At 69.4% G+C, this 25,234-nt stretch carries 24 protein-coding genes; 12 read left to right on the top strand and 12 right to left on the bottom strand.

Going from position 1 to position 25,234, the window contains the following annotated elements; genetic code table 11:
• The first annotated feature begins 31 nt into the window (after nucleotides 1-31).
• From folP to ACIQBL_RS24245, 5 genes are all read left to right on the top strand, one after another.
• Nucleotides 32-940: a dihydropteroate synthase gene (folP, locus tag ACIQBL_RS24265; RefSeq protein ID WP_401944950.1), complete on the top strand. Its 909-nt coding sequence runs from the start codon at nucleotides 32-34 to the stop codon at nucleotides 938-940.
• Nucleotides 937-1,440 carry a nuclear transport factor 2 family protein gene (locus ACIQBL_RS24260; protein ID WP_401944948.1) on the top strand — a complete coding sequence of 168 codons (504 nt, stop codon included), beginning with the start codon at nucleotides 937-939 and terminating at the stop codon, nucleotides 1,438-1,440. Before folP ends, ACIQBL_RS24260 begins: the two co-directional genes overlap by 4 nt.
• Before the next feature lie 290 nt (nucleotides 1,441-1,730).
• Nucleotides 1,731-2,090, top strand: a complete 360-nt coding sequence (gene folB / locus ACIQBL_RS24255) for a dihydroneopterin aldolase (protein WP_401944946.1) — start codon at nucleotides 1,731-1,733, stop codon at nucleotides 2,088-2,090.
• Nucleotides 2,087-2,695, top strand: a complete 609-nt coding sequence (gene folK, locus ACIQBL_RS24250; protein WP_401944944.1) for a 2-amino-4-hydroxy-6-hydroxymethyldihydropteridine diphosphokinase — start codon at nucleotides 2,087-2,089, stop codon at nucleotides 2,693-2,695. Before folB ends, folK begins: the two co-directional genes overlap by 4 nt.
• A gap of 59 nt (nucleotides 2,696-2,754) precedes the next feature.
• Nucleotides 2,755-3,240: a DUF3180 domain-containing protein gene (locus tag ACIQBL_RS24245; protein ID WP_401944942.1), complete on the top strand. Its 486-nt coding sequence runs from the start codon at nucleotides 2,755-2,757 to the stop codon at nucleotides 3,238-3,240.
• A gap of 97 nt (nucleotides 3,241-3,337) precedes the next feature.
• Here ACIQBL_RS24245 and folE read toward each other — a convergent pair whose 3' ends face one another.
• The 6 genes from folE to dacB form a co-directional block, all read right to left on the bottom strand.
• Entirely contained in the window at nucleotides 3,338-3,943 is a 606-nt protein-coding gene (folE, locus tag ACIQBL_RS24240) for a GTP cyclohydrolase I FolE (protein ID WP_401944940.1), read from the bottom strand.
• Between the two features lie 133 nt (nucleotides 3,944-4,076).
• Nucleotides 4,077-6,110, bottom strand: coding sequence for an ATP-dependent zinc metalloprotease FtsH (gene ftsH, locus ACIQBL_RS24235; protein ID WP_401944939.1), 2,034 nt, complete (start codon nucleotides 6,108-6,110; stop codon nucleotides 4,077-4,079).
• 186 nt (nucleotides 6,111-6,296) lie between these two features.
• A complete protein-coding gene (gene hpt / locus ACIQBL_RS24230; protein ID WP_401945075.1) occupies nucleotides 6,297-6,857 on the bottom strand; it encodes a hypoxanthine phosphoribosyltransferase in 561 nt (186 codons plus the stop codon).
• Nucleotides 6,858-6,922: 65 nt separating this feature from the next.
• Entirely contained in the window at nucleotides 6,923-7,963 is a 1,041-nt protein-coding gene (gene tilS, locus ACIQBL_RS24225) for a tRNA lysidine(34) synthetase TilS (RefSeq protein ID WP_043685312.1), read from the bottom strand.
• 193 nt (nucleotides 7,964-8,156) lie between these two features.
• Entirely contained in the window at nucleotides 8,157-9,278 is a 1,122-nt protein-coding gene (locus ACIQBL_RS24220) for a zinc-dependent metalloprotease (RefSeq protein WP_401944937.1), read from the bottom strand.
• 137 nt (nucleotides 9,279-9,415) lie between these two features.
• The gene (dacB, locus tag ACIQBL_RS24215; protein WP_401944935.1) at nucleotides 9,416-11,113 is read right to left on the bottom strand and encodes a D-alanyl-D-alanine carboxypeptidase/D-alanyl-D-alanine-endopeptidase; all 1,698 of its coding nucleotides are present in this window, start codon (nucleotides 11,111-11,113) and stop codon (nucleotides 9,416-9,418) included.
• Between the two features lie 79 nt (nucleotides 11,114-11,192).
• On the opposite strand from dacB, the gene ACIQBL_RS24210 reads away from it, so the two are divergent.
• Together ACIQBL_RS24210 and ACIQBL_RS24205 are read left to right on the top strand one after the other, a co-directional pair.
• On the top strand, nucleotides 11,193-11,684 hold the full coding sequence (locus ACIQBL_RS24210; protein WP_019070224.1) for an inorganic diphosphatase: 492 nt from the start codon (nucleotides 11,193-11,195) through the stop codon (nucleotides 11,682-11,684).
• Nucleotides 11,685-11,792: 108 nt separating this feature from the next.
• Complete coding sequence (locus ACIQBL_RS24205) at nucleotides 11,793-13,442, top strand: threonine/serine exporter ThrE family protein (RefSeq protein WP_401944933.1); 1,650 nt, start codon at nucleotides 11,793-11,795, stop codon at nucleotides 13,440-13,442.
• Between the two features lie 128 nt (nucleotides 13,443-13,570).
• Here the strand turns inward: ACIQBL_RS24205 and ACIQBL_RS24200 are convergent, their stop codons facing one another.
• Complete coding sequence (locus ACIQBL_RS24200) at nucleotides 13,571-14,476, bottom strand: DedA family protein (RefSeq protein WP_401944931.1); 906 nt, start codon at nucleotides 14,474-14,476, stop codon at nucleotides 13,571-13,573.
• 144 nt (nucleotides 14,477-14,620) lie between these two features.
• On the opposite strand from ACIQBL_RS24200, the gene ACIQBL_RS24195 reads away from it, so the two are divergent.
• Nucleotides 14,621-14,986 carry a YbjQ family protein gene (locus ACIQBL_RS24195; RefSeq protein WP_359613974.1) on the top strand — a complete coding sequence of 122 codons (366 nt, stop codon included), beginning with the start codon at nucleotides 14,621-14,623 and terminating at the stop codon, nucleotides 14,984-14,986.
• A 15-nt stretch (nucleotides 14,987-15,001) separates the two neighbouring features.
• Here ACIQBL_RS24195 and ACIQBL_RS24190 read toward each other — a convergent pair whose 3' ends face one another.
• Nucleotides 15,002-15,763: a MerR family transcriptional regulator gene (locus ACIQBL_RS24190; protein WP_401944929.1), complete on the bottom strand. Its 762-nt coding sequence runs from the start codon at nucleotides 15,761-15,763 to the stop codon at nucleotides 15,002-15,004.
• A 134-nt stretch (nucleotides 15,764-15,897) separates the two neighbouring features.
• On the opposite strand from ACIQBL_RS24190, the gene ACIQBL_RS24185 reads away from it, so the two are divergent.
• Together ACIQBL_RS24185 and ACIQBL_RS24180 are read left to right on the top strand one after the other, a co-directional pair.
• The gene (locus tag ACIQBL_RS24185; RefSeq protein ID WP_401944928.1) at nucleotides 15,898-17,181 is read left to right on the top strand and encodes an ion channel protein; all 1,284 of its coding nucleotides are present in this window, start codon (nucleotides 15,898-15,900) and stop codon (nucleotides 17,179-17,181) included.
• A gap of 39 nt (nucleotides 17,182-17,220) precedes the next feature.
• The gene (locus ACIQBL_RS24180) at nucleotides 17,221-18,627 is read left to right on the top strand and encodes a glutamate decarboxylase (RefSeq protein ID WP_401944926.1); all 1,407 of its coding nucleotides are present in this window, start codon (nucleotides 17,221-17,223) and stop codon (nucleotides 18,625-18,627) included.
• A 227-nt stretch (nucleotides 18,628-18,854) separates the two neighbouring features.
• On the opposite strand, the gene ACIQBL_RS24175 is transcribed toward ACIQBL_RS24180, so the two are convergent.
• From ACIQBL_RS24175 to ACIQBL_RS24160, 4 genes are all read right to left on the bottom strand, one after another.
• Nucleotides 18,855-19,583, bottom strand: coding sequence for an ABC transporter permease (locus ACIQBL_RS24175; RefSeq protein ID WP_401945074.1), 729 nt, complete (start codon nucleotides 19,581-19,583; stop codon nucleotides 18,855-18,857).
• Nucleotides 19,584-19,612: 29 nt separating this feature from the next.
• Entirely contained in the window at nucleotides 19,613-20,629 is a 1,017-nt protein-coding gene (locus ACIQBL_RS24170) for an ATP-binding cassette domain-containing protein (RefSeq protein WP_401944924.1), read from the bottom strand.
• Nucleotides 20,630-20,712: 83 nt separating this feature from the next.
• Nucleotides 20,713-21,354, bottom strand: a complete 642-nt coding sequence (locus ACIQBL_RS24165) for a PadR family transcriptional regulator (protein ID WP_401944922.1) — start codon at nucleotides 21,352-21,354, stop codon at nucleotides 20,713-20,715.
• Between the two features lie 24 nt (nucleotides 21,355-21,378).
• On the bottom strand, nucleotides 21,379-21,927 hold the full coding sequence (locus tag ACIQBL_RS24160) for a DinB family protein (RefSeq protein ID WP_401944920.1): 549 nt from the start codon (nucleotides 21,925-21,927) through the stop codon (nucleotides 21,379-21,381).
• A gap of 383 nt (nucleotides 21,928-22,310) precedes the next feature.
• On the opposite strand from ACIQBL_RS24160, the gene ACIQBL_RS24155 reads away from it, so the two are divergent.
• Nucleotides 22,311-22,985 (top strand): hypothetical protein, encoded by a 675-nt coding sequence (locus ACIQBL_RS24155; protein WP_401944919.1) that lies wholly within the window; start codon nucleotides 22,311-22,313, stop codon nucleotides 22,983-22,985.
• Entirely contained in the window at nucleotides 22,985-25,177 is a 2,193-nt protein-coding gene (locus ACIQBL_RS24150) for a hypothetical protein (protein ID WP_401944917.1), read from the top strand. The genes ACIQBL_RS24155 and ACIQBL_RS24150 overlap by 1 nt, the downstream gene beginning before the upstream one ends.
• The last annotated feature ends 57 nt before the right edge of the window (nucleotides 25,178-25,234 follow it).

Genomic DNA, 25,234 nt, shown 5'->3' with positions numbered 1-25,234 from the left:
TACCCCCTCCCCCTGGGCCTACGCTGAACGTATGAGCAAGCAGAGCGGACGCGGGCGCGTCGCGGGCCTTCCGGAGTGGGACCGGTGCGCGGTCATGGGGGTCGTGAACGTCACCCCGGACTCCTTCTCCGACGGCGGCCGCTTCTTCGACACGACGGCGGCCGTGAAGCGCGGTCTCGACCTGGTCACCGAGGGCGCCGACCTCGTCGACGTCGGCGGTGAGTCCACCCGCCCCGGCGCCTCCCGCGTCGACGAGGCCGAGGAACTCAAGCGCGTCATCCCCGTGGTCCGCGGCCTCGCCTCCGAGGGTGTCACCGTCTCCGTCGACACCATGCGCGCCTCCGTCGCCGAGCAGGCCCTCACCGCCGGCGCCGCCCTCGTCAACGACGTCAGCGGCGGCCTCGCCGACCCCGCGATGATCCCGGTCGTCGCCGCCTCGGGCGCCCCCTTCGTCGTCATGCACTGGCGCGGCTTCCTGGAGGGCGGCAACGTCAGGGGGGTCTACGACGACGTCGTCACCGAGGTCGTCGACGAGCTGCACGCACGCGTGGCGGCCGTTCTCGCCGGCGGTGTCTCCCCCGACCGCGTCGTCGTCGACCCCGGCCTCGGCTTCTCCAAGGACGCCGAACACGACCTCGTCCTCCTCGCCCACCTCGACCGACTGCGCTCCCTCGGCCACCCCCTGCTCGTCGCCGCCTCCCGCAAGCGGTTCCTCGGCCGCGTCCTCGCCGGCCCCGAGGGGGCTCCCCCGCCCGCGCGCGAGCGCGACGCCGCCACGGCCGCCGTCTCCGCGCTCGCGGCGCACGCCGGCGCGTGGGCGGTGCGCGTCCACGAGGTACGCGCCACAGCGGACGCCGTACGCGTCGCCCGCGCCGTCGAGTGGGCGCGCGCCACCGGCGCCCCCGCGGCCTCGCCCACCGACTCCGAGGGAGCCCGGTGAGCGCCCCCCACACCGACGTCGAGCAGGTGGAACTCGCCAACACCGCGTTCTACGAGACCCTGGAGCGCGGCGACTTCGAGGAACTGTCCGACCTGTGGCTCACCCCTGCCGACCTCTGCGTCGACGAGGAGTACCACGACCCGGCGGACACCGGCGTGATCTCCTGCGTGCACCCGGGCTGGCCGGTGCTCACCGGGCGCGGCGAGGTCCTGCGGTCGTACGCGCTGATCATGGCGAACACCGAGTACATCCAGTTCTTCCTCACCGACGTGCACGTCTCGGTGACCGGTGACACCGCGCTGGTCACCTGCACGGAGAACATCCTCAGCGGCGGCCCGTCCCCCGACGACAGCGACGAACTGGGCCCGCTCGTCGGCCAGCTCGTGGTCGCCACGAACGTGTTCCGGCGTACACCCGAGGGCTGGAAGCTCTGGTCCCACCACGCGTCCCCGGTGCTGGCCGAGAACGACGAGGACGAGAGCGACGACTCCCCCTCCTGAGTGGGTGGGAGCCCCCTGGGTCCCCCTGGGCAACCCCTCGCAACCCCTTCACAACCCATCGGGACCAAGAAGTGGTTGGAATCACGAAGTCGCGGGTAGGGGCGGCTACCGACCCATGAGCCACCGGGTTCCCCGGGGAAAACGCCCGATGAAACCCGCGGTCCCGGACCGTGCCCGCGCCCTCGTGGCCGGGCGTTGTCAGTGCCCGCAGGTAGATTCGTTCGAGGCCGGGCACACCGCCCGCACCCGGTGCGAACCGGCCGTCATCGACGATTGCAGGAGTGATTCGCGTGGATCGTGTCGCGCTGAGCGGCCTCAGGGCCCGCGGGCACCACGGCGTGTTCCCCAAGGAGCGCGAGGAGGGCCAGACCTTCATCGTGGACCTCGTCCTGAGCCTGGACACCCGACCGGCCGCCGCCGACGACGACCTGGCGAAGACCGTGCACTACGGCATCGTGGCGGAGGAGGTCGTGGCCGTCGTCGAGGGCGAGCCCGTCAACCTCATCGAGACCCTGGCCGAGCGCATCGCGCAGACCTGCCTGAAGCACGAGGGGGTCGAGGAGGTCGAGGTCCGTGTCCACAAGCCGGACGCCCCGATCACCGTCCCCTTCGACGACGTGACCGTCACCATCACCCGGAGCCGAGTATGACCTTCTTCACCGAGGGTCACAGCGACCCGACCGTCCAGCCGGTGCCCGCCTCCGTGGTGCGGCAGGTGGACGCGGCCGACACCACCCTGAGCAATCCGAAACGCGCCGTGATCTCCATCGGCGCCAACCTCGGCAACCGCCTGGAGACCCTCCAGGGAGCCATCGACGCCCTGGAGGACACCCCCGGCGTCCGCATCAAGGCCGTGTCGCCGGTCTACGAGACGGAGCCGTGGGGCGTCGAACCCGGCAGCCAGCCGTCGTACTTCAACGCGGTCGTCGTCCTCAAGACCACCCTGCCCCCATCGTCCCTGCTGGAGCGGGCGCACGCGGTCGAGGAGGCCTTCCACCGGGTCCGCGAGGAGCGCTGGGGCGCGCGCACGATCGACGTCGACATCGTCGCGTACGCCGATGTCGTCTCGGACGACCCGGTCCTGACGCTCCCCCACCCGCGCGCCCACGAACGGGCCTTCGTGCTCGCCCCCTGGCACGACGTGGATCCCGAGGCGCAGTTGCCCGGCCGCGGCCCGGTGGCCGATCTCCTGGACGTCGTCACGCGTGACGGTGTCGCGCCCCGCAAGGATCTGGAACTCCGGCTGCCCGAGTAGTCGTTAAGGTCGAGACGACCACAACGCCCGGACAGGGCACGGGGAGCTGAAGGGACACCGTGAGAGAGCTGCGGATCAGGGTGCTGGCCGGCGTGTTCGTCGTCGCCGGAGTGCTGTCCTGGGCGGGGGCCCGCCTGTGGAGCGCGGTGGGGACCCTGCCGAGCGTGCCGCTGGCCGCCCCCATCGTCCTCGCCGTGATCGCCGTGGTCCTGCTGGCCACGGCGCTCTCCCTGCGCGCCCGCCTCAAGGCACAGCGAGAGCGCCGCCCCGGCGCCAAGGGCGTCGACCCCCTGATGGCCGCCCGCGCGGTCGTCTTCGGCCAGGCCAGCGCCCTGGTCGCCGCCCTCGTCGCCGGCATGTACGGCGGCACGGGCGCCTACCTCCTGGAGTCCCTGGACATCCCCGCCCGCCGCGACCAGGCCATCTACGCCGGCTTCTCGGTCCTGGCGGGCATCGCGGTGATAGCGGCGGCGATCTTCCTGGAGCGAGTCTGCAAACTCCCGGAGGACGACGACAACACGGCGGGGGCTACGCCGGTCACCTGAGAGCGCCCCGCGAGGGGCGCAGGGAACGGCGCGGCCAGCCCCCACAGACCGGCACCCAACCGACGACCCGCCACGATCCTTCCAGCGAAGCGATCCGTCAGCGAGCCATGATCAGACTCATCGCCTCATTACGCGTCGCCGGATCCCGCAACTGCCCCCGCACCGCAGACGTGATGGTCTTGGCGCCGGGCTTCCGCACACCCCGCATCGACATGCACATGTGCTCGCACTCGACGACGACGATGACCCCCCGCGGCTCCAGGATCTCCATCAGGGAGTCGGCGACCTGCGTGGTGAGCCGTTCCTGCACCTGCGGCCGGCGGGCGTAGACGTCCACCAGCCGGGCCAGCTTCGACAACCCCGTGATCTTGCCGTCGGCGGACGGGATGTACCCAACATGGGCGACCCCGACGAACGGCACCAAATGGTGTTCGCACGAGCTGAGGACCTCGATGTCCTTCACCAGGACCATCTCGTCGTGCCCCAGGTCGAACGTCGTCGTCAGCACGTCCTCGGGCCGCTGCCACAACCCCGCGAATATCTCCTTGTACGCCCGCGCCACCCGCGCCGGTGTCTCCCTGAGCCCCTCGCGGTCCGGGTCCTCGCCGACCGCGATCAGCAGTTCGCGTACGGCGTTCTCGGCACGCTTCTCGTCGAAGACGCCGATCGTTCCCTCGCCGTCCAGCGTCACGGGGTCGGTCATGTCGTGCCTCGTTCCTGTGCGGGTCGCGCGTGTGCGGGACACACGCCTCAGTTGCGGGCATATGGAAAAGCCGCGCCCCCCAGGCTAAATCCAGGGGGGCGCGGCATCCATTTCAGGCCGTGTGAGACTCGCGTCAGTTCTCGGGGCGGTCCTCCGGAGCCTTCTCCAGCGTGGGAGAGGACTCGGCGGTCGCACCGGCGGTGATCGCGGGGCCCGCGCCGTTCGTCCCGTTCGTCAGTGACAGCTCCTTGGGGGAGAGCACCGGCGGGCGGGTGGACGGCGTACGGCGGGAGGAGCCGGTCCAGGAGGGACGGGCCGGACGCCGGACGATCGGAGCGAAGACCTCGGCGATCTGCTCCTTGTTCAGCGTCTCCTTCTCCAGCAGCTGGAGCACGAGCGCGTCGAGCACGTCACGGTTCTCGACCAGGATCTCCCAGGCCTCGTTGTGCGCGTTCTCGATGAGCTTCTTGACCTCTTCGTCGACGAGCGCGGCGACCTCTTCCGAGTAGTCGCGCGGGTGCGACATCTCCCGGCCCAGGAAGGGCTCGGTGTTGTCGCCGCCGAACTTGATCGCGCCGAGGCGCTCGGTCATGCCGTACTGCGTGACCATCGCGCGGGCCGTGGCGGTGGCCTTCTCGATGTCGTTCGCGGCGCCCGTGGTCGGGTCGTGGAAGACCAGTTCCTCGGCCGCGCGTCCGCCCAGCATGTAGGCCAGCTGGTCCAGCATCTCGTTGCGCGTGGTCGAGTACTTGTCCTCTTCCGGCAGGACCATCGTGTAGCCCAGAGCACGGCCTCGGGAGAGGATCGTGATCTTGTGGACCGGGTCGGAGTTGGGGGAAGCCGCCGCGACCAGGGCGTGTCCGCCCTCGTGGTACGCGGTGATCTTCTTCTCCTTGTCCGACATGATCCGGGTCCGCTTCTGCGGGCCCGCGACCACACGGTCGATCGCCTCGTCCAGCATGGAGTTGTCGATCAGCTTGCGGTTGCCCCGGGCGGTGAGCAGGGCGGCCTCGTTGAGGACGTTGCTCAGGTCCGCGCCGGTGAAGCCCGGCGTACGGCGGGCGACCGCGGAGAGGTCGACGTCCGGTGCGACCGGCTTGCCCTTCTGGTGGACCTTGAGGATCTCCAGACGGCCCTGCATGTCCGGGCGGTCGACCGCGATCTGGCGGTCGAAGCGGCCGGGGCGCAGGAGGGCCGGGTCGAGGATGTCGGGCCGGTTCGTCGCGGCGATGAGGATCACGCCGCCCTTGACGTCGAAGCCGTCCATCTCGACGAGCAGCTGGTTCAGCGTCTGCTCGCGCTCGTCGTGACCGCCGCCGAGGCCGGCGCCGCGATGGCGGCCGACCGCGTCGATCTCGTCGACGAAGACGATCGCCGGGGCGTTCGCCTTGGCCTGCTCGAACAGGTCACGGACTCGGGAGGCACCGACACCGACGAACATCTCGACGAAGTCGGAACCGGAGATCGAGTAGAAGGGCACCCCGGCCTCGCCCGCGACGGCGCGCGCCAGCAGGGTCTTGCCGGTGCCGGGAGGGCCGTACAGGAGTACGCCCTTGGGGATCTTGGCGCCGACGGCCTGGAACTTCGCCGGCTCCTGGAGGAACTCCTTGATCTCGTGCAGTTCCTCGACGGCCTCGTCGGAGCCCGCGACGTCCGCGAACGTCGTCTTCGGGGTGTCCTTGGTGATGAGCTTGGCCTTGGACTTCCCGAAGTTCATGACTCGGGAGCCGCCGCCCTGCATCTGGTTCATCAGGAACAGGAAGACGACCACGATGAGAACGAAGGGGAGGAGCGACAGCAGAATCCCGACGAAAGCGTTCTGCTTCGTCGGCGAGACCGTGTAGCCGTCCGGAATCTGCTTGTCCTGGTACTTGGTCTGCAGCGTGGTCGCGAGGGCCACGCCCTGGTCGCCGATGTAGCTCGCCTGGATCTTGGAGCTGCCGTCGACCTTCTCGCCGCTCTTGAGCGTGACCTTGACGGTCTGCTCGTCGCCGGTGGTGATCTTGGCCGACTCGACCTTGTTGTCATTGATCGCCTGGACGACCTGGCCGGTGTCCACCGTCTTGTAGCCGCCGGACGAGCCGACGACCTGCATCAACACGACCACGGCAAGGACGGCCAGCACGATCCACATGACCGGCCCACGGAAGTATCGCTTCACGTCCATCCATACGGAGCGAATTCGCTCCGTCCCTCCTGCCATAGTGAGTTTGATAAAGACAGTTCTTCTGACCGTACCCCAGCAATGTTGCCCGAAGTCGCACGGGACGGCTGGGAGACGCGTCTGCATGCTCCAACGGCGCGAAACCCGCTGGGGTTCCCGATCGTCTTACAGGGCTTGGGCCGAGTGGCTCTAGCCGCCGTAGACGTGCGGCGCGAGCGTACCGACGAACGGCAGGTTGCGGTACTTCTCCGCGTAGTCGAGGCCGTATCCGACGACGAACTCGTTCGGGATGTCGAAGCCGACCCACTGCACGTCGATGGCGACCTTGGCCGCCTCCGGCTTGCGCAGCAGGGTGCAGATCTTCAACGAGTCGGGCTCGCGGGAGCCAAGGTTGGAGATCAGCCAGGACAGCGTCAGCCCGGAGTCGATGATGTCCTCGACGATGAGGACGTGCTTGCCCTTGATGTCGGTGTCGAGGTCCTTGAGGATCCGCACGACACCGGAGGACTGGGTGCCCGCGCCGTACGACGACACGGCCATCCAGTCCATGGTGACGGGGGTGGACAGCGCCCGGGCGAGGTCCGCCATGACCATCACCGCGCCCTTGAGGACGCCGACGAGCAGCAGGTCCTTGCCCGCGTACTCCGCGTCGATCTTCGCGGCGAGCTCCACGAGCTTCGCGTCGATCTCTTCCTTGGTGATGAGCACCGACTGGAGGTCGTCACCCATGTCTTTCGCGTCCACCCGCATCACTTTCGGTCGTCCCACCGGCTACTACCTGGTCCCGCCCCCGGAGGTCCGGAGGGGGTGTCGATTCAGCCTTGCCGAATCACCAGTCTGCCACCCTGGCGCCGGGCGACGACCTTGCCCGGGAGATTGATGGCTCCCTGGCCGCGCCAGCCGGTGATCAGGCGGTCGACTTCCTCGATGTGCCGGGCGAACAGCGAACCGGCCGGGGCACCCGCCTGGATGGCCGCGCGGCGCAGGATGCGGCGGCGCACGGCGGGCGGCAGGGCGTAGAGCTTGGCGCACTCCAGGAGGCCGGTGGCGTCCCGTACGGAGGCCTCGGCCTGGCTGGCCCAGGTGTCGAGGGCGTCGGCGTCGTCCCGGGAGAGCTGCGCCGTACGGGCAAGTGCTTCTACGACGCCTTTGCCGAGCGCCTTCTCCAGGGCCGGCAGGCCTTCGTGGCGCAGCCGGGAGCGGGTGTAGGCGGGGTCGGCGTTGTGCGGGTCGTCCCAGACGGGCAGCGACTGGACCATGCAGGCCTTGCGGGCGGTCTGCCGGTCGAGTTGGAGGAAGGGGCGGCGGTAACGGCCGTCGGCCCCCGAGACCGCGGCCATCCCGGACAGGGAGCGGATGCCCGAACCGCGGGCAAGGCCCAGCAGGACGGTTTCGGCCTGGTCGTCGCGTGTGTGGCCGAGCAGGACGGCGGCGGCGCCATGGCGGGCGGCGCAGGCGTCGAGGGCGGCGTAGCGGGCGTCCCGGGCGGCTGCCTCGGGGCCGCCCTCGCGGCCCACGGTCACGGCGGTGGCCTCTACGGGGTCCAGGCCCAGTTCGCGCAGGCGCAGGACGACCTCGTCGGCGCGGAGATCGGAGCCGGCCTGGAGGCCGTGGTCGACGGTGATGCCGCCGGCGCGGATGCCGAGTTTGGGTGCTTCGAAGGCGAGGGCGGAGGCGAGTGCCATGGAGTCGGCGCCGCCGGAGCACGCCACGAGCACGAGCGGCGAGGGCGGGCGCTCGTGCGAGGTGTGCCGGGAGGCGCCGGCGGTCTGCAGGGCCTCGTGGTCGGTGAGGATGTCGTGGAGGACGCGGCGGACCGCCAGGCGTATCGCCGCGACCGCAGGATGGGGACCCATGTCCGGTTCCCTTCATGAAGTTTTCGGGGGGTTGGCCCGAGGTTCGGTCACTCAGAGTGTGTAGATGGTGACAGAACCGGGGCGTTCCCCGAGCATTGCACGCCTACCCATCGCTCACGGTCCCTCGGACGGGTGATTGCAGGGGCGTTCGCCTGCCGTAGGCCGGATTCGTTTCACCACGCCTGTGGCAGGTTCACGACTCGGTCTTGCGGTGCACCCGCGCGACCCAGTCCGCCGGTTTGGCGATCTCCGTCTTCGTCGGCAACGTGTTCGGAGAGGTCCACACACGGTTGAAGCCGTCCATGCCCACCTGTTCGACGACCGCGCGTACGAACCGCTCGCCGTCCCGGTACTGCCGCAGCTTGGCGTCCAGGCCCAGCAGCTTGCGCAGCGCCGAGTCCAGCCGGGAGGCACCCTTGGCGCGGCGCTGCTGGAACTTCTCGCGGATCTCCGCGACGCTCGCCACCACGTCCGGACCGACGCCGTCCATCACGAAGTCGGCATGCCCCTCCAGGAGGGACATCACGGCGGTGAGCCGGCCGAGGATCTCCCGCTGCGCGGGCGTCTGCACGATCTCCACGAGGGAGCGGCCCTCGTCGTCCTCCTCGCCCTCGGGCCGCCCGCCAGCCAGTGACTGGGCGGCCTCCCGGATGCGCTCCAGGACCGTCATGGGGTCGACCTCGGTCTCCCCCAAGAACGACTGGATCTCGCCCTCCAGGTGGTCACGCAGCCAGGGCACGGCCGTGAACTGCGTGCGGTGCGTCTCCTCGTGCAGGCACACCCACAGGCGGAAGTCGTGGGGCTGTACGTCGAGTTCGCGCTCCACGTGGACGATGTTCGGCGCGACCAGCAGCAGCCGGCCCCCCTTCGCCCCCGCCGGCAGCTCGCGCGTCGCCGGGGCGAACGTCTCGTACTGGCCGAGCACGCGCGAGGACAGGAACGACAGCAGCATGCCCAGCTCGACGCCGGTCACCTTGCCGCCGACCGCGCCGAAGACCGCGCCGCCCGGGGTGTTGCCGCGCCGCTCCTGCATCTTGTCGAGCAGCGGCTTGAGGACCTCCCGGAACCCGGCGACGTTCGCCCGCACCCAGCCGGGGCGGTCGACGACCAGGATCGGGGTGTCGTGGATGTCGTCCGTGCCCATCCGGGTGAAACCCCGGACGTGTCGCTCCGAGGCCTTCGCATGCCGGCGCAGCTCCGCGACGACGGCCCGGGCCTCGTCACGGCTCACCTCGGGGCCCGGCCGCACAAGTCGGGTCGCGGTCGCCACCGCGAGATTCCAGTCGACCATCTCGGCACCACCGATGCTCGTCATGCGTCAACCGTACGTGAGCGCTGCCGCTGGGGGCAGGGCACGAGGTCGGTCAGGTGAGCGTCTGCTGCGAGGGCGCCCGGTGTCGGTGGCTGTGCCCACGCTCCCCCATCGCCTTGCGGAACGCCTGCCCACAGCAGTTACGAACTACAGCCGCAGGCCGCCAATGCCGTTGCCGTGTGGTCCAGGGCTGCCTGGGCCTCCAGTTTGTTCGTCGTGTTGGAGGCCAGGAAGGCGAAGGCCAGGAGTTGGCCGTCCTTGTCGACGACCGTCCCCGCGAGCGTGTTGACGCCCGTCAGGGTGCCCGTCTTGGCGCGCACCACCCCCGCCGCGCCCGTCGCGTCCGTGTAGCGGGTCGTCAGGGTGCCGGTGAAACCGGCGACGGGGAGGCCGGTGAGGACCGGGCGGAGTTCCGGGTGGGCCGGGGAGCCGGCCATGACCAGGAGGGCGGTCAGGAGGTCGGCGGTGAGGCGGTCGTCGCGGTCGAGGCCGCTGCCGTCGTTGAACTCGGCGCCCTTGACCGGGAGTCGGAGCTTCGTCAGCTGGGCGGCGATCGCGGCGGCGCCCCCGTCGAAGTCGGCCCGCCCGCCCGTCGCGACGGCGGTCTGGCGGGCCAGGGCCTCCGCGATGTCGTTGTCGCTGTTGGTCAGCATCCGCTCGACGATGTCGGACAGCGGCGGCGAGGAGACCTTGGCGAGGGTGTCGGCGCGGGCGGTCGCCTTGGAGGGGCCCGGGGACGTCGTCTTGATGCCGTGCTCCTCTAGGAAGCCCGCGAACTTCTTGGCCGCGTCCGCCGCCGGATCCGTCACACGCAGCACCGGACCGCTGGAGGAGTCGTCCGTACGGCCCTCGTCGGCCATGAGGGCGCTGACCGGGGCGAGGTTCTCGTTGACCCCGATCGAGTGGAGTTCGGAGCCGGAGTACAGCGTCTTGTCGTACGACAGCGTCACCTCTCGGACGCCGCGCTTCTTCAGGGCCGCCGCCGTGTCGTCGGCCAGGGTGCGCAGGCCGGCCCAGCCCTCGGCGTCCTGGTGGGCCGTCAGGGTCGGGTCGCCGCCGCCGACCAGGACGAGTTCCTTGGTGTCGGGCTCCAGGGCGGTGCGGGTGGTGAAGCGGTGGTCGGCGCCCAGGGCGGAGAGGGCGGCCACCGCGGTGGCGATCTTCGTCGTCGAGGCCGGGGTCAGGGCGTCCTCCGCGCCGACGCCGTAGAGGCGCTTGCCGGTGCTCACGTCCACCACGGCGGCCGTGTGGCGGGTGCCGAGCGCGGAGTTGCCGAGGAGCGGGCCGAGGACGTCCGCGAGGGCCGTGCCGGTCGGGGCGGACTTCACCGAGTTCGCGGAGCGGCCTAGGCCGACGAGGACGGATGCGGCGCTGGGCGCGGGTCGGGGTGCCTTGGCGGACGTATCGGAATTACGGCCGTGATCTACGCCACCTGAACGTTCCTGTGCGGCTGCGTGGTCCCGCTCGGCCGTACGCTGACCGGAGGAGTCCCAGGGACCGGCGGCGGTCACCACGACGGCTGCCAGCGCCATTCCGGCGGTGGTGGCGACGGCGGTGTACCGCCAGGTTCTGTCGGGCCGCGGCAACTTCGCGACCTGCGGTGACACGGATCCGACGAGCCGGGCGACCTTCGGTTTCACGGCTTCGGTGAGCCGCGCGGCTTGTGGTTTCGCGGCTTCGGTGAGCCGCGCGACCTGCGGTCCGACGGCTTGCGTGACCCGTGTGACCTGCGGTTTCACGGATCGCGCGGCCCGCTCGAGACGGGGCCGGACGGCTCGCGCGACCCGCGTCACCTGCGGTCTCGCGGCCCGCCAAGGCCTCAGCTCCGGCACGACCACCAGCCCCTTTCGCGATCACACACTTGCGTGAGGGACACTTAACCACCAGAACTATGTGCTGATCATGGAGGAGCCACCGGTGGAGTTCGACGTCACGATCGAGATCCCGAAGGGTTCGCGGAACAAGTACGAGGTGGACCACGAGACCGGTCGGATCCGCCTGGACCGTCGACTCTTCACCTCGACCAGTTACCCGGCCGACTACGGCTTCGTCGAGAACACTCTCGGCGAGGACGGCGACCCGCTGGACGCGCTGGTCATCCTGGAGGAGCCGACCTTCCCCGGCTGCCTCATCAAGTGCCGCGCGATCGGCATGTTCCGGATGACCGACGAGGCCGGCGGCGACGACAAGCTGCTGTGCGTCCCGGCGTCCGACCCGCGTGTGGAGCACCTGCGTGACATCCACCACGTGTCGGAGTTCGACCGCCTGGAGATCCAGCACTTCTTCGAGGTCTACAAGGACCTGGAGCCCGGCAAGTCGGTCGAGGGTGCCAACTGGGTGGGCCGTACGGACGCCGAGGCGGAGATCGAGCGGTCGTACAAGCGACTGAAGGAGCAGGGCGGCCACTGAGCCCCCCCTGATCCTGGAAACGGGCCGCACGCACACGCGTGCGGCCCGTTTCCCTGTCTGTGCGCATACTGAGGATCACCGGAGGTGTCGTACAGGGAGTGCTACGGAGTGACGGAAGCGGAGGACCACAAACCACCGTCGGACGAGGCCAGGAGCGCGTTCACGGCTCCTTCGGGGGTCGAAGCGGCGGTCGCGGCGGTCGACGGGGAGTCTTCTACGACGTCCGAGTTCGCCGTTCCGCGCGGGCTCGACGTGTCGGCGCCGGCCGAGGACGAGTCCGAGGGGTCGGCGTTCAGTCCGCCCAGCACCTACAGCGCCCGAGAGGCGCCGCCCGCCTTCACCCCGCCGACCGGGATTCCCCTCGTCAGCCTGACGAAGGACGTGCCCTGGCAGGACCGGATGCGCACGATGCTGCGGATGCCGGTGACCGAGCGGCCCGCGCCGGAGCCGGTGCACAAGCAGGACGAGAGCGGGCCCGCCGTACCGCGCGTGCTCGATCTGACGCTCCGCATCGGCGAGTTGCTGCTCGCGGGCGGCGAGGGCGCCGAGGACGTCGAGGCGGCGATGTTCGCGGTCTGCCGCTCCTACGGCCTCGACCGCTGCGAGCCGACCGTCACCTTCACACTCCTCTCGATCTCCTATCAGCCCTCCCTGGTGGACGATCCGGTGACCGCGTCCCGGACCGTGCGCCGCCGGGGCACCGACTACACACGCCTCGCGGCCGTGTTCCGGCTGGTCCAGGACCTCAGCGACCCGGAGACGGCGCTCTCCCTGGAGGACGCCTACCGGCGGCTCGCGGAGATGCGGCGCAACCGGCACCCGTATCCCGGCTGGGTGCTGACCGCCGCCGGCGGGCTGCTCGCCGGGGCCGCCTCCGTGCTCGTCGGCGGTGACATCGTCGTGTTCTTCGCCGCCGCGCTCGGCGCGATGCTCGGCGACCGGCTGGCGTGGCTGTGCGCGGGGCGCGGGCTGCCGGAGTTCTACCAGTTCACGGTCGCCGCGATGCCGCCGGCCGCGATAGGGGTCGTGCTCACGGTCGCCGACGTCAATGTGAAGGCGTCCGCGGTCATCACCGGTGGGCTGTTCGCGCTGCTGCCGGGGCGGGCGCTGGTGGCGGGCGTACAGGACGGGCTGACCGGCTTCTACATCACTGCGGCGGCGCGGCTGTTGGAGGTCATGTACTTCTTCGTCGGCATCGTGGGCGGGGTTCTGATCGTCCTGTACTTCGGCGTGAAGCTGGGCGCCGAACTCAATCCGGACACCGCGCTGAGCATCTCCAAGCGGCCGCTGTGGCAGATCGCCGCGGCCGTCCTGCTGTCGCTGACCTTCGCGGTGCTGTTGCAGCAGGAACGATCCACCGTGCTGCTCGTCTCCCTCAACGGGGGTGTCGCCTGGTCCGTCTACGGGGCGATGCACTTCGTCGCCGGGATCTCGCCGGTCGCCTCTACGGCCGTGGCGGCGGGGCTGGTCGGGCTGTTCGGGCAGCTGCTGTCCCGGTACCGGTTCGCGTCGGCGCTGCCGTACACGACCGCGGCGATCGGGCCCCTGCTGCCGGGGTCGGCCACGTATTTCGGGCTGTTGTCGATCGCTCAGAACAAGGTCGACAAGGGCCTGGTGTCGTTGGCCACGGCGGCGTCGCTCGCCATGGCCATCGCCATCGGGGTGAATCTGGGGTCGGAGATCTCGCGGTTGTTCTTGCGGGTGCCGGGCGCTGCCGCGGGGGCTCGGCGGGCTGCCAAGCGGACTCGGGGTTTCTGAGCGCCTGGTAGCTCGGGGGGCCTTGTCTGTCGGCGAGTGCGGGTCGCGTGTGGCTGGTCGCGCCCACGCGGCGGAGCCGCACATCGATACAGCCCCGCGCCCCTAAAGGGGCGCGGTAGCTAGCCCTGCTAGTAACCCTGGCCCTGGTCGTTGTACTGCGGCGGGTACTGCTGGTTGCCGTAGGGCTGCTGTTGGTACGTCTGCTGGGGGTACTGCTGCTGTTGGGGCTGCGGCTGCGCGTAGTACTGGTCGTAGCCGTTGTTCTGGTCGTAGCCGTTGTTCTGGTCGTAGCCGTTGTTCTGCTGGGGCTCTTCGATGCGGCGGAGCTGGGTCGTCGAGTCGTCCATGATCACCGGGAACGGCTGGGTCGCGGCCGGGTCGGCGGGGGGCTCCTGGTGGGGGCCCTGGGGCTCCTTCTTGGCCTTGGAGCGGGCGCGGAGGAACTCGATGATGATCGGGACCACGGAGACGAGGACGATCAGGATCAGGATCAGTTCGATGTTCTTGTTGACGAACTCGATCTTGCCGAGCCAGGAGCCGAGCAGGGTCACGCCGGCGCCCCACAGGACGCCGCCGATCACGTTGTACGTGATGAAGGAGCGGTACTTCATGCCGCTGACACCGGCGATGATCGGTGTGAACGTGCGCACGATCGGCACGAAGCGGGCCAGGACCAGGGACTTGGGGCCGTACTTCTCGAAGAACTCGTGCGCCTTGACCACGTTCTCCTGCTTGAAGAGGCGGGAGTCCGGGCGGTTGAAGAGCGAGGGGCCGACCTTCTTGCCGAAGACGTAACCCGCCTGGTCGCCGAGGATCGCGGCGACGCAGATGAGGGCGATCGCCGCCCACAGCGGGAAGTCCAGGGTGCCCGCGGTGATCAGCAGGCCGCAGGTGAAGAGCAGGGAGTCACCCGGCAGGAAGAACCCGATGAGCAGGCCGGACTCCGCGAAGACCACGAGCAGGAGGCCCCAGATCCCGAACCTGTCGAGCATGGTGTTCGGATCGAGCCAGCTCGGGCCGAGGGCGAGCGTCATCACGGTTCCGGGCTCCTGAGGGGTGGAGGGAGGTGCCAGCGTCCAGGTACAGCCGCACAAAGCTATCAACGCGATGTGTCCGCCCCAGGTTCCACCGGTGTCTCCAGGATGCACTGTGCATCCCATAGGACAAAGCTGTGAGCCATGGGTATCGAAGAGTACGGCGGCGGCCAGGGGCCGCAGGCCGATGTACTGGTCGTGACGACGAACGACGTCCCCGGGTACCGGGTCGAGCAGGTGATCGGTGAGGTGTTCGGCCTGACCGTCCGCTCACGGCATCTCGGCAGCCAGATCGGCGCCGGTCTGAAGTCGATGGTCGGCGGTGAGCTCAAGGGGCTCACCAAGACCCTCGTGCAGACCCGCAACCAGGCCATGGAGCGGCTGATCGAGCAGGCACGCGCGCGTGGGGCGAACGGCGTCCTGGCGTTCCGCTTCGACGTGACCGAGGCGGCGGACGTCGGCACCGAGGTGTGCGCCTACGGGACGGCGGTGGTGCTGGCCCGGGTGTGACCCCGGGCCGGGCCCCTAGGAGGTGTGCCGGGACGCGTTCGCCAGGATCGCGTCCCTCAGGTGCTCGGCGAGACCGGGGGCCATGGAGTCGTAGAACGCCTTGAAGCGCTCGTCGGAGACGTACATCTCGGCGAGGCACGCGTGCGTGCCGTACGAGCACGGGTAGAACCAGCGGTCGATGTGCAGGCGGTGTTCCTCGGCCAGGTCGAGCGCCGCGTCGGCGGTGGGCGGTTCGCCGGTGGTCACCAGGGCGGCGTAGCGCTCGCTCCAGGCGTCGACCTCGGCCTGGAGGCGTTTCCAGTCGGCCTTGGTGTAGCGGGCGGCCCTGCGCTGCGACTCGGCGTAGGACTCGGTGCCGCCCCAGCGCCGCTCGGCCTCTTCGGCGTACTGCTCGGGGTCCTTGTCCCCGAAGACCTCGAAGCGTTCCTCGGGGGTGAGATTGATGCCCATCGTGCGTGCCTCCATGGCGTGTTCCACGGCCTCGGCCATCTTCTGGAGCTTCTCGATCCGGGCGGTCAGCAGCTCGTGCTGCCGGCGCAGATGCGCGCGCGGGTCCGTCTCCGGGTCGTCGAGCAGGGCCGCGACCTCGTCGAGGGGGAAGCCGAGTTCCCGGTAGAACAGGATCTGCTGCAGCCGGTCGAGGTCGGTGTCGGCGTAGCGCCGGTGGCCCGCGTGGCTGCGCTCGCTGGGGACGAGCAGGCCGATGTCGTCGTAGTGGTGCAGCGTGCGCACCGTGACCCCGGCGAATCCGGCGACCTGTCCTACGGAGTAGCTCACTTCCGCTCCCTTCTTGTGTCCGCACCCCACGCTGAGGCCTCACGTCACGTGAGGTGCAAGCCCCGCGAGCCCCACGTTCCCAAGATGTCCGGCCTCAAGATGTTGGGTCCGTTTTGCCCGCCTATGGTGAGCCCGTGGCCCAGGACAGCGCGCAGCAGGCACCCGTTGCCCCTACGACCCCGGCGCGCACCCTGCTGCCGTTGATCGTCCCCGCTCTCGTCGTGGGCGTGCTCGCGAGTCTGCTGTTCCTCGGGGTGAGCGCGGCGGCCGAGCAGCTTCAGCACGTGCTGTGGAGGAACCTGCCCGACGCGCTGGGCATCGGCCGGTACTCGGTGCTGTGGATGCTCGTCGTGCTGACGGCCACCGGCATCGCGGTCGGGCTGGTGGTGTGGAAGGTGCCGGGGCATGCCGGTCCCGATCCGGCCACCACCGGCCTGGAGGCCGTACCGCTGCCGCCCATGGTGCTGCCGGGTCTCCTGCTGGCGACCGCGCTGATGCTCGCGGGCGGGCCGAGTCTCGGGCCGGAGAACCCGATCATCGCCGTGAACGTGGGGCTCGCGCTGTGGGCGGGGCGCGGGCTGGCGCCCCGGGTGCCGGGCGGGGGGTGGGGCGCGCTGGCCGAGTCGGCGACGATCGGGGCGCTGTTCGGGACGCCGGTCGCGGCGGCCCTCCTCATCTCGGAGGCGCTGGCCGGGCGGCAGACCAGGGGCGCCCTGTGGGACAACGTGTTCGCGCCGCTCGCGGCGGCGTCGGCGGGCGCGCTGACGACCACCCTGGTGGCCCATCCGACCTTCGACCTGCACCTGCCCGCGTTCGGCCGCCCGGGTTGGGCCGACCTCCTGGCGGTCCTGGTACTGGCACCACTGGCCGCACTCCTCGGAATGGCCGCGGTATACGCCTTCCCCTACGCCCATGGCGCCTTCTCCCGCCTCGGGCACCCCATGCTGGCGCTTCCGGCCGGTGGACTGGTGCTGGGCCTTCTGGCGGCCGTGGGCGGCCATCTGACGCTCTTCAAGGGGCTGGACGAGGTCGGAGAGCTGGCGGCCGATCCCGAGGGCTGGTCGGCGGGCCGGTTCGCGACGATGACGGTGGTGAAGCTGGCCGCGCTGTTGGTCGCCGCGTCCTGCGGTTTCCGGGGCGGGCGGATCTTCCCGTCGGTGTTCATCGGCGTCGCCTTCGGCCTGTTCGCCCACGCGGTCGTACCGGCGGTGGATCCGGCGCTGGGGGTCGCCGCCGGCGCGCTGGGCATGCTCCTGGCGATCACCCGGCAGGGCTGGGTGAGCCTGTTCACGGCCGCGGTCCTGGTGTCCTCGCCCGCCATCCTCGCCCTGCTCTGCATCGCCTCGCTGCCAACCTGGCTGCTGGTGACCGGAAGGCCGCAGATGCAGTTGCACGCCGACGGAACTCCGGTTCGCTAGTACCCGTTGGTTCTTTTGATCCTTATCGGAGGCACGCCCATGCCGTTGCACAAAGGTCCCGACCGGTCCGCCGAGCGCCCGATGTCCGTGAACCCCTTCTACGGAGAGGCCAATCCGGTCGGCGGCATGACCGAGGCCCCGCCCAAGCACCGGCTCCCGGAAGCGCCGTTGTCGCCGATGACGGCGGCCCAGCTGGTGCACGACGAGCTGATGCTGGACGGCAACTCCCGCCTGAACCTGGCGACTTTCGTCACCACCTGGATGGAGCCGGAAGCCGGCGTCCTGATGGCGGAGTGCCGGGACAAGAACATGATCGACAAGGACGAGTACCCACGCACCGCGGAGCTGGAAAAACGCTGCGTGGCCATGCTCGCGGACCTCTGGAACGCACCGGACCCCTCCGCGGCAGTGGGCTGCTCGACAACCGGCTCCAGCGAGGCCTGCATGCTCGCCGGAATGGCCCTCAAGCGCCGCTGGATGCAACGCAACAAGGACCGCTACCCGGCCGCCCGCCCGAACCTGGTGATGGGGATCAACGTCCAGGTCTGCTGGGAGAAGTTCTGCAACTTCTGGGAGGTAGAGGCCCGCCAGGTCCCCATGGAGGGCGACCGCTTCCACCTCGACCCCCAAGCAGCGGCCGAGCTGTGCGACGAGAACACGATCGGGGTCGTAGGCATCCTCGGCTCCACCTTCGACGGCTCCTACGAGCCGATCGCCGACCTCTGTGCCGCCCTCGACGCCCTCCAGGAGCGCACGGGCCTCGACATCCCGGTCCACGTGGACGGCGCGTCCGGCGCCATGGTCGCCCCCTTCCTGGACCAGGACCTGATCTGGGACTTCCGCCTCCCGCGCGTGGCCTCGATCAACACCTCGGGACACAAATACGGCCTGGTCTACCCGGGCGTCGGCTGGGCCCTGTGGCGCGACAAGGAGGCCCTCCCCGAGGAACTCGTCTTCCGCGTCAACTACTTGGGCGGCGACATGCCCACGTTCGCCCTCAACTTCTCCCGCCCCGGCGCCCAAGTGGTCGCCCAGTACTACACGTTCCTGCGCCTCGGCCGAGAGGGCTACCGCGCCGTACAGCAGTCCACCCGAGAAGTGGCCCGCGGCCTGGCCGACCGCATCGAGGCCCTCGGCGACTTCGAACTCCTCACCCGGGGCGACGAGTTGCCGGTCTTCGCCTTCACCACAGGCCCGGACGTCAAGGCATACGACGTGTTCGACGTCTCCCGCCGCCTCCGGGAGCGCGGCTGGCTGGTCCCCGCGTACACCTTCCCGGCAAACCGAGAGGACCTCTCGGTCCTACGGGTCGTATGCCGCAACGGCTTCTCGGCCGACCTGGCAGAGCTGTTCCTCGAAGACCTGCAACTACTCCTCCCCCAGTTGCGAAACCAGCCGTACCCCCTGACCCGAGACAAACAAGCGGCAACGGGCTTCCACCACTGAGACGACCGGCCGGGGGCCGTGAGTGGCGTCCGAAGCGCGGACCGTCAGCCGCGTACGGCGAGAAGGGGCCGTGTCGGGGGGTGTCCGCCCGCAGCGGTTGGCGCGTCAACACGAGCGCGTTGGTAGGCACCCGATTCCGCGCCGTTCCGAGGACGGACACCCCCCGGCGCGGCCCCGACCCACCACCGAACCAAGGGCGAACCACCCGCACACCGCCGACCGCCGACTCACCCCCCAAGCCCCCGGAACCGCCGCACCGCAAGCGGAATGAACACCACCAACAGCCCCAGCGGCCAAGCCACAGCCGCCCACACATGCCCCGTTTCGCCGCCGGGCCCGCCAAACAGATCGCGTACGGCCGTCGCGGTCTGGGACATCGGGTTCCACTGCACAACCGTGCCCAGCCAGTCAGGCATGGCGGCAGGCGTGGCAAGCGCGTTGGACAGGAACCCGACCGGCCACACGAGGATCTGCACGGCCTGCACCAACTCCGGCCGCCCCGCCACCAGCGCCAGTTGGATCCCGACCCACAACATGGCGAACCGAAAAAGCAGCAACAGGCCCACAGCACCCAGGAATTCACCAGGCCCGGCATGCGGACGCCAGCCGAGCCCCAGCCCGACCCCGATCAACACGACCAGCCCGATCGCCGACTGCAGCATGTCGGCGGCCGAACGCCCCACCAGCACCGCCCCATCCGCCATCGGCATGGACCGAAACCGGTCGATCACCCCCTTGTTGAGATCCTGCGTGACGGCGAGCATCGTGCCCTCCAGCCCGAAGGCCATGGTCAGCGCGAACATCCCGGGAACCAGGTAGTCGACGTAGGCTCCCTCGACCGCCCGGCCACCGCCGATGAGATAGCCGAACATCAACAGCAACATCACCGGGAAGACAAGACTCACCACCACCCGCACGGGCTGCCGCACCCAGTGGGCGAGTTCACGCCGGGTCATGGTCCAGGAATCGCTCAGGGCATGGGCGTTCACACGGCCTCCTTCACGTGCGTACGGGCGTCGCCTTCCGCTCCCGTGAGATGCAGGAACACCTCGTCCAGGGTCGGCCGCCGCAGCGCCACGTCCTCGGCATCGATCCCGCCCTCCTCCAACGCCCGCACAACGACGGAGAGCGCCGTCATCCGATCGACGACCGGCGCACTGAGCAACCGCCGGTCGGCATCGACCCGGATGTCGGCCGCGGGAAGCGGCAACAGCGCTACGGCGGCGCCCAGTTGCCCCGCGTCACGCAGGACGACGTCGATACGGTCGCCGCCGGTGCGGGACTTCAGCTCGTCCGGGGTGCCGTCGGCGATGACCCGGCCCCGGTCAACCACCGACACCCGGTGGGCGAGTTGGTCGGCCTCCTCCAGGTACTGGGTGGTGAGCAGGACCGTCGTACCGCCGCCGACCAGGGAGCGGACCGCAGCCCACACCTCGGCCCGGCCGCGCGGGTCCAGGCCGGTCGTCGGCTCGTCCAGGAAGAGGACCTCCGGGGCGGTGACGAGCGAGGCGGCGAGGTCGAGGCGGCGGCGCATGCCTCCGCTGTAGGCGCGGACGGGTTTGCGGCCGGTGTCGGCGAGGCCGAAGCGCTCCAGGAGTTCGTCGGCGCGCACGCGTGCGTGGCGGACGCCGAGGTGGTGGAGGCGGGCGAACATCTCCAGGTTCTGCCGGCCGCCCAACTCCTCATCCAGAGCGGCGTGTTGACCGAGCAGACCGATGCGGAGGCGGACCGCGCGGGCCTCGGTCAGCACGTCGTGCCCGGCCACCTCGACGCGTCCGGCGTCGGGCCGCAGCAGGGTGGACAGGATACGGACCAGGGTGGTCTTGCCCGCGCCGTTGGGCCCGAGCACCCCGTGCACGGTGCCGCGCGCGACTTGGAGGTCGAGCCCGTCGAGCGCCTTCTTGACACCCGTTGCCTTCTTCGCGTCCTTCTTCGCGTCCTTGGCCTTCTTGCCGCCGTACGTCTTGTGCGCGTCCTCGACGGTGATCGCCGCGTCGGCCACGGAGCACCCCTTCACTAATCAAGTTTGACTACCAACCCGAAGACGTCGAAGATAACGCCGTCGATCGCGTTAGTCAAACTTGATTAGCGAGCGTCCCCGGGATGCCGCTCCCCCGTCGCGTACGGGTTCTCCACACCGTCCGCCAGGACGCCGACGAACGGTTCACCCTCCCCCGCGAACGTGTACGCCCCGCCCTCGATGCGCGCGATCAGCCCCTGGGTCCACGCGGCCTCGGCATCGGCCGTGTGGATCCAGAGGTTCATGATCTCGCCGATGTGGCCCAGCTGTTCGGGACCGTCCTCGGGGATGTAGTGCTCGGTGACGGAGGCGCGCCACTGGTCGATGCCCCGGGTGCGCTCCTTGAGCAGGGCCACCGCCTCGGCCCTCGGCAGTTCGACGAGGAAGCCGATGGCGGCGGACTTGACGTCCATCTGCTGGTCGTACGACGTCAGCGCCGCGCGCAGCAGCCGGAAGAACTCCTCGGTGCCCGGGTCGGTGATCTCGTACTCCGTGCGCGGCGGCCCGCCCACGGTGGACGGCGCGACCTCGTGGGCGTGCAGCAGGCCCTGCTTGGCCAGTTGCTTGAGGGCGTGGTAGATCGAGCCCGGCTTGGCGTTGGACCACTCGTGCGCGCCCCAGTACTCCAGGTCGTTGCGCACCTGGTAGCCGTGGGCCCGCCCGTGCTGGCGGACCGCGCCGAGCACGAGGAGACGGATCGCTGACATGGGTTCAGCGTAGAACCCGGGAGATCAGCCCCAGCTCGCGCCCTGCTCCTTCGCGACCAGCTCGAAGGCGGTGGCGCCGTCGAGGGACTCGCGGATGATGTCGGCGTGGCCGGCGTGCCGGGCGGTCTCTCGGATCAGGTGCAGACAGAGCCAGCGCACGGAGACACGGCCCTCCGGCGGGAACCAGGGGTCGTTCGGGAGCGGGAAGGTGTCGTCGAGGCTGGGCACCGAGCGGATGTAGGCCTCGGTCTCGGCGGCGACCTTCTCCCAGTACGCGAGCTGGGACTCGACACTCTCGCCGTCGACCAGTTGGAACGTCTCGTGCCAGTTGGTCTCGTCGCGCTTGATCGCCGGCGGCTCCTGCTTCGCCCGCGCGATCCAGCCCTGCTCGACCTCGGCGGCATGCTTCAGCAGCCCGGAGAGGGAGAGTTCGCTGGCGCTCGGCCTGCTCGCGGCCTGCTCCTCGGTCAGCCCGAGCAGCGCCCGCCGGATACCGCCCCGCTGCTCCTCGATGAACGCGAGCAGCGCCCCGCGCTCGTCGCCCTGCGCCTCTGCGGGTACGTGAGTGACCATGACCGTCGCCTTTCGCCGGTGCCGGCAGGGAGCCCGTCCCCCTGCCCGACATCGACGAAGCTACGGGCCATTGAGGTCAGTTTCTGTCCTCAATGGCTACCCCCATTGGTATTGAGGAGCCGAGACTGGCCATTCTCATAATCATGCGGTTACTGAGAAGCCGGGTTCTCAGGCTCGATATTGCATAAAGAGACACCAAGGCCTAAGGTAATCAGGGTTGAAAGTGAGACCGCAGTCAGGTCACCGGCACAGCAGCTATCCGCCGCCCATCGCGAGGCTCCGGACATAGCTGTGCCCCGGGCTGTGTGCAATGCAGTGACAGTACTCCGGGGCGCACGTAGCCGAGGCTAACACGGAAGCTTTCATTCAGGGGAGGGTCAGCGGTGACAGAGGACGAGGCCAAGCGGATCGTCGACGCGATCTCGGTGGAGCGGTTCCAGCCGTTCCTCGACGAGTGCGGCGGCGACTTGAGCATGGCGTTGCGCCTGTACTGCTGGGACGGTGAGATCTCCCGCGCCTTCCTCGGCGTTCTGCGTGACTTCGAGGTTGCCATGCGGAACTCGTTCCACGCCAAGCTGAGTGGACGGTACAGCCGCACCGACTGGTGGGACTCTCCACGCGTCCAACTCACCGGAACGGGTCGCGAGCAGGTACGGAGCGCTCAGCTGGCTCTCCATCGCGAGTACGGCGCCGGGTACACCGCGGACGACATGGTGGCCAAGCTGACGCTCGGCTTCTGGGTCGGCCTCACCGGTCGCGGCCTCAACTACGAGATGCAGTTCTGGAATCCAGCTCTGCGCCACTCGTTCCGCGGCTATCAGGGCCGCCGCGGCGCGCTCCAGCAACAGCTGGACTATGTACGCAAGTTCCGCAATCGCATCGGCCACCACGAGCGGATCTGCCACCGCCACTTGGCGCAGGACTTCGATACCCTCCTCCGGCTCATGCAGTACGTGTCGCCAGAGAAGGCCAGTCTTCATCGACAGCACAGTCAGGTGCCGGCCGTCCTCGCCCGAAAGGCGAGCGTGCTGTCCGGTCAGGAACCGGTGAGGGTCTGATGACGCGGGCGATTCCCAGTACGGAGCCTGCGCTCTACGCGCCGGTCACGCTCGGTGAGATCAAGGAGCTCGCCAAAGTGGGGCGCCCCACAGTCAGCAACTGGCGCCGCCGGTTCGCTCCCGCCGCGCTGGTCGCAGCCAAGGACGGACGAAAGCCCTTCCCCTCCCCGGTCGGCGGCAGTGAGAGTAAGCCGTTGTTCGACGCGTTGGCGATCGCGGACTGGCTGGATCTCCGCCCAGTCCCGGAAACTGAGCCGGACGAGCAGGGCAAGGTGCCCACCTACGGCGACAGGTTCCGTCGAGGCCTGAAGCTGCGTGGCCTGGTGGCGCTCAAGCATCGTTTGGGCTCGGCGGAGACGCTCGTCGCGCAGGCACTGGCCGTCATCGCCATGGAGGCGGAAGGTCGAGACCTTGTTCCCGAATGCCTGCCCGAAGACCTGCAAACCGACTGCGACGCGGCAGACCCTGGCGTCCGTCGGGCCGTCTCTTCCCTGGTGCATGAGATCGGTTCGCCGGGCAAGGCCGCAGACGCCTTGCTTGGCATCGACGAAGATGTCGAACTCGCCAAGCGACTCGAATCCGACCTCGTCATGGATACGGTTCCCAAGGAGATCGTCTCTCTGGTGGCCTCTCTCATCGGGCCGAACGAAGGCGGTCCGGACGAGCGGTCCACCATCAGCCTGTGCGCGGGGCTCGGAGAGCTTCTCCTCGGTATGGACGGCGGCCCGTACGGAAAGCTCGGCGGCCACGGCGAACTGGTGGCGGTCGAGCCGGACCCACTGCGCCGGAAGCTGCTGCAGTACCGACTGCTCAGCTACTCGATGTACGGCGGCGGCACGGACGTATGCGCTCAACCCTCCGACCTCGACACACTGCGTACGTGGGAGCAGGGAGAGAACGACGAGCCGTGGGGCTTCCCGAATGCCGACATCGTGCTGGCCTCTCCGCCGTACGCCTCCGGGGAGCGAGAACGGGATGAGAGAGGACCACTCTGGTGGGCCCAGGAAGCAGTCCGCCGTCTCAACCCGGGCGGGCACGCCTACGCAGTCGTACCAGCCTGGACTCTGACGCGTACCCGTGGAGCTGTACCCGCGCCCACGGTCGACGCTCGGGATTCGCTCCTGACGCAAGGAAGCGTTGAGGCGATCGTCCAACTCCCGCGCCGCATCCACCCGTTCCGTACGGGGGCCGAGTTCGCGCTGTTGATCCTGCGCCCGCCGACATACGACCCTGCCGACCTCCAGACCCTCCTCATCGACGCCGACCGCATTGCTCAGCGGACCGGTGGACGGAAGTGGATCGGTCAGGTGACGCAGTTGGCACTCTCGGAGGGCGTGGCCGACCCTCGGGACGCACGGTCGATCCCGCTACGGTCAATACGCCCCGGTGGGGAGCAGTTGCTCGACAGGCGTTCGGTCCTGCCCTCTCACCGGCTGGCCGCCCCGGAAGCCGGGGTCGACCACTTCGAGGAAACGGTCACCGCGCGCCGGGCTACTGCCGCGGCCATGCCCCAGCTCCGGGACTGGCTTGGCGCCATGGACATCGACAAGCGACGTACGCCCATACGTCACCGCAAGCTCGACGAGCACCTCACGGCCGGGCAGTTGAAGTCCCTCACTGGGCATCGCATTAAGGACTCGGACATCGTGGATGCCGGCCTGCCGGTCATCGGACGCGAGGAAATGCTGGGCGAACTGCCGCTCGGACAGCGGCGGATCACTCCGGAGGCTCTCTCAACGTACTCTGCCGCCAGAATCACGGAGCGGGGCGATGTCGTCGTACTCGCCGAGCACGGAGTGCGTTGCCAGGTGGACCCGGCCGGAGGCTGTGTGCTGCTCTCCCCTGTGCAGGGACTGCGGATCGCGGCGTATCGCGATCACCTGGTGGCAGTTGCCAAGGGCGACCCCGTCCGTCCGGACGCCCTCTGGATGCGCCCCCATTCCCTGGCCCAACTCCTCCAGTCGCCGCGCAACCAGCTTCGCGGCAGCGGATCGCTCGTACGGCGGGTGAGCGTGCGCGACATGGACCTCCCTCAACTACCCGCCGAAGAGATCGCCGAGTTGGAGGCCATCCTCACCGAGACAGAACGGCTGCGCGCCGATGTGCGACGCCAGTTGGAGGCACTGGACCACTTGGCCGAGCGTATCTCCGCGGGAGTCGCTGACGGTGACCTCGCGTTGCGGCGACGCTGATCGGCACCGTGTGTAGGAAAGTTGCAGAGCCCGTCCCCTTAAGTGACTTGAGAGAAA

It is taken from the genome of Streptomyces sp. NPDC088350, from assembly GCF_044753545.1.
Taxonomy (GTDB): Bacteria; Actinomycetota; Actinomycetes; order Streptomycetales; family Streptomycetaceae; genus Streptomyces.
This window is presented reverse-complemented; position numbering and strand designations above follow the sequence as displayed.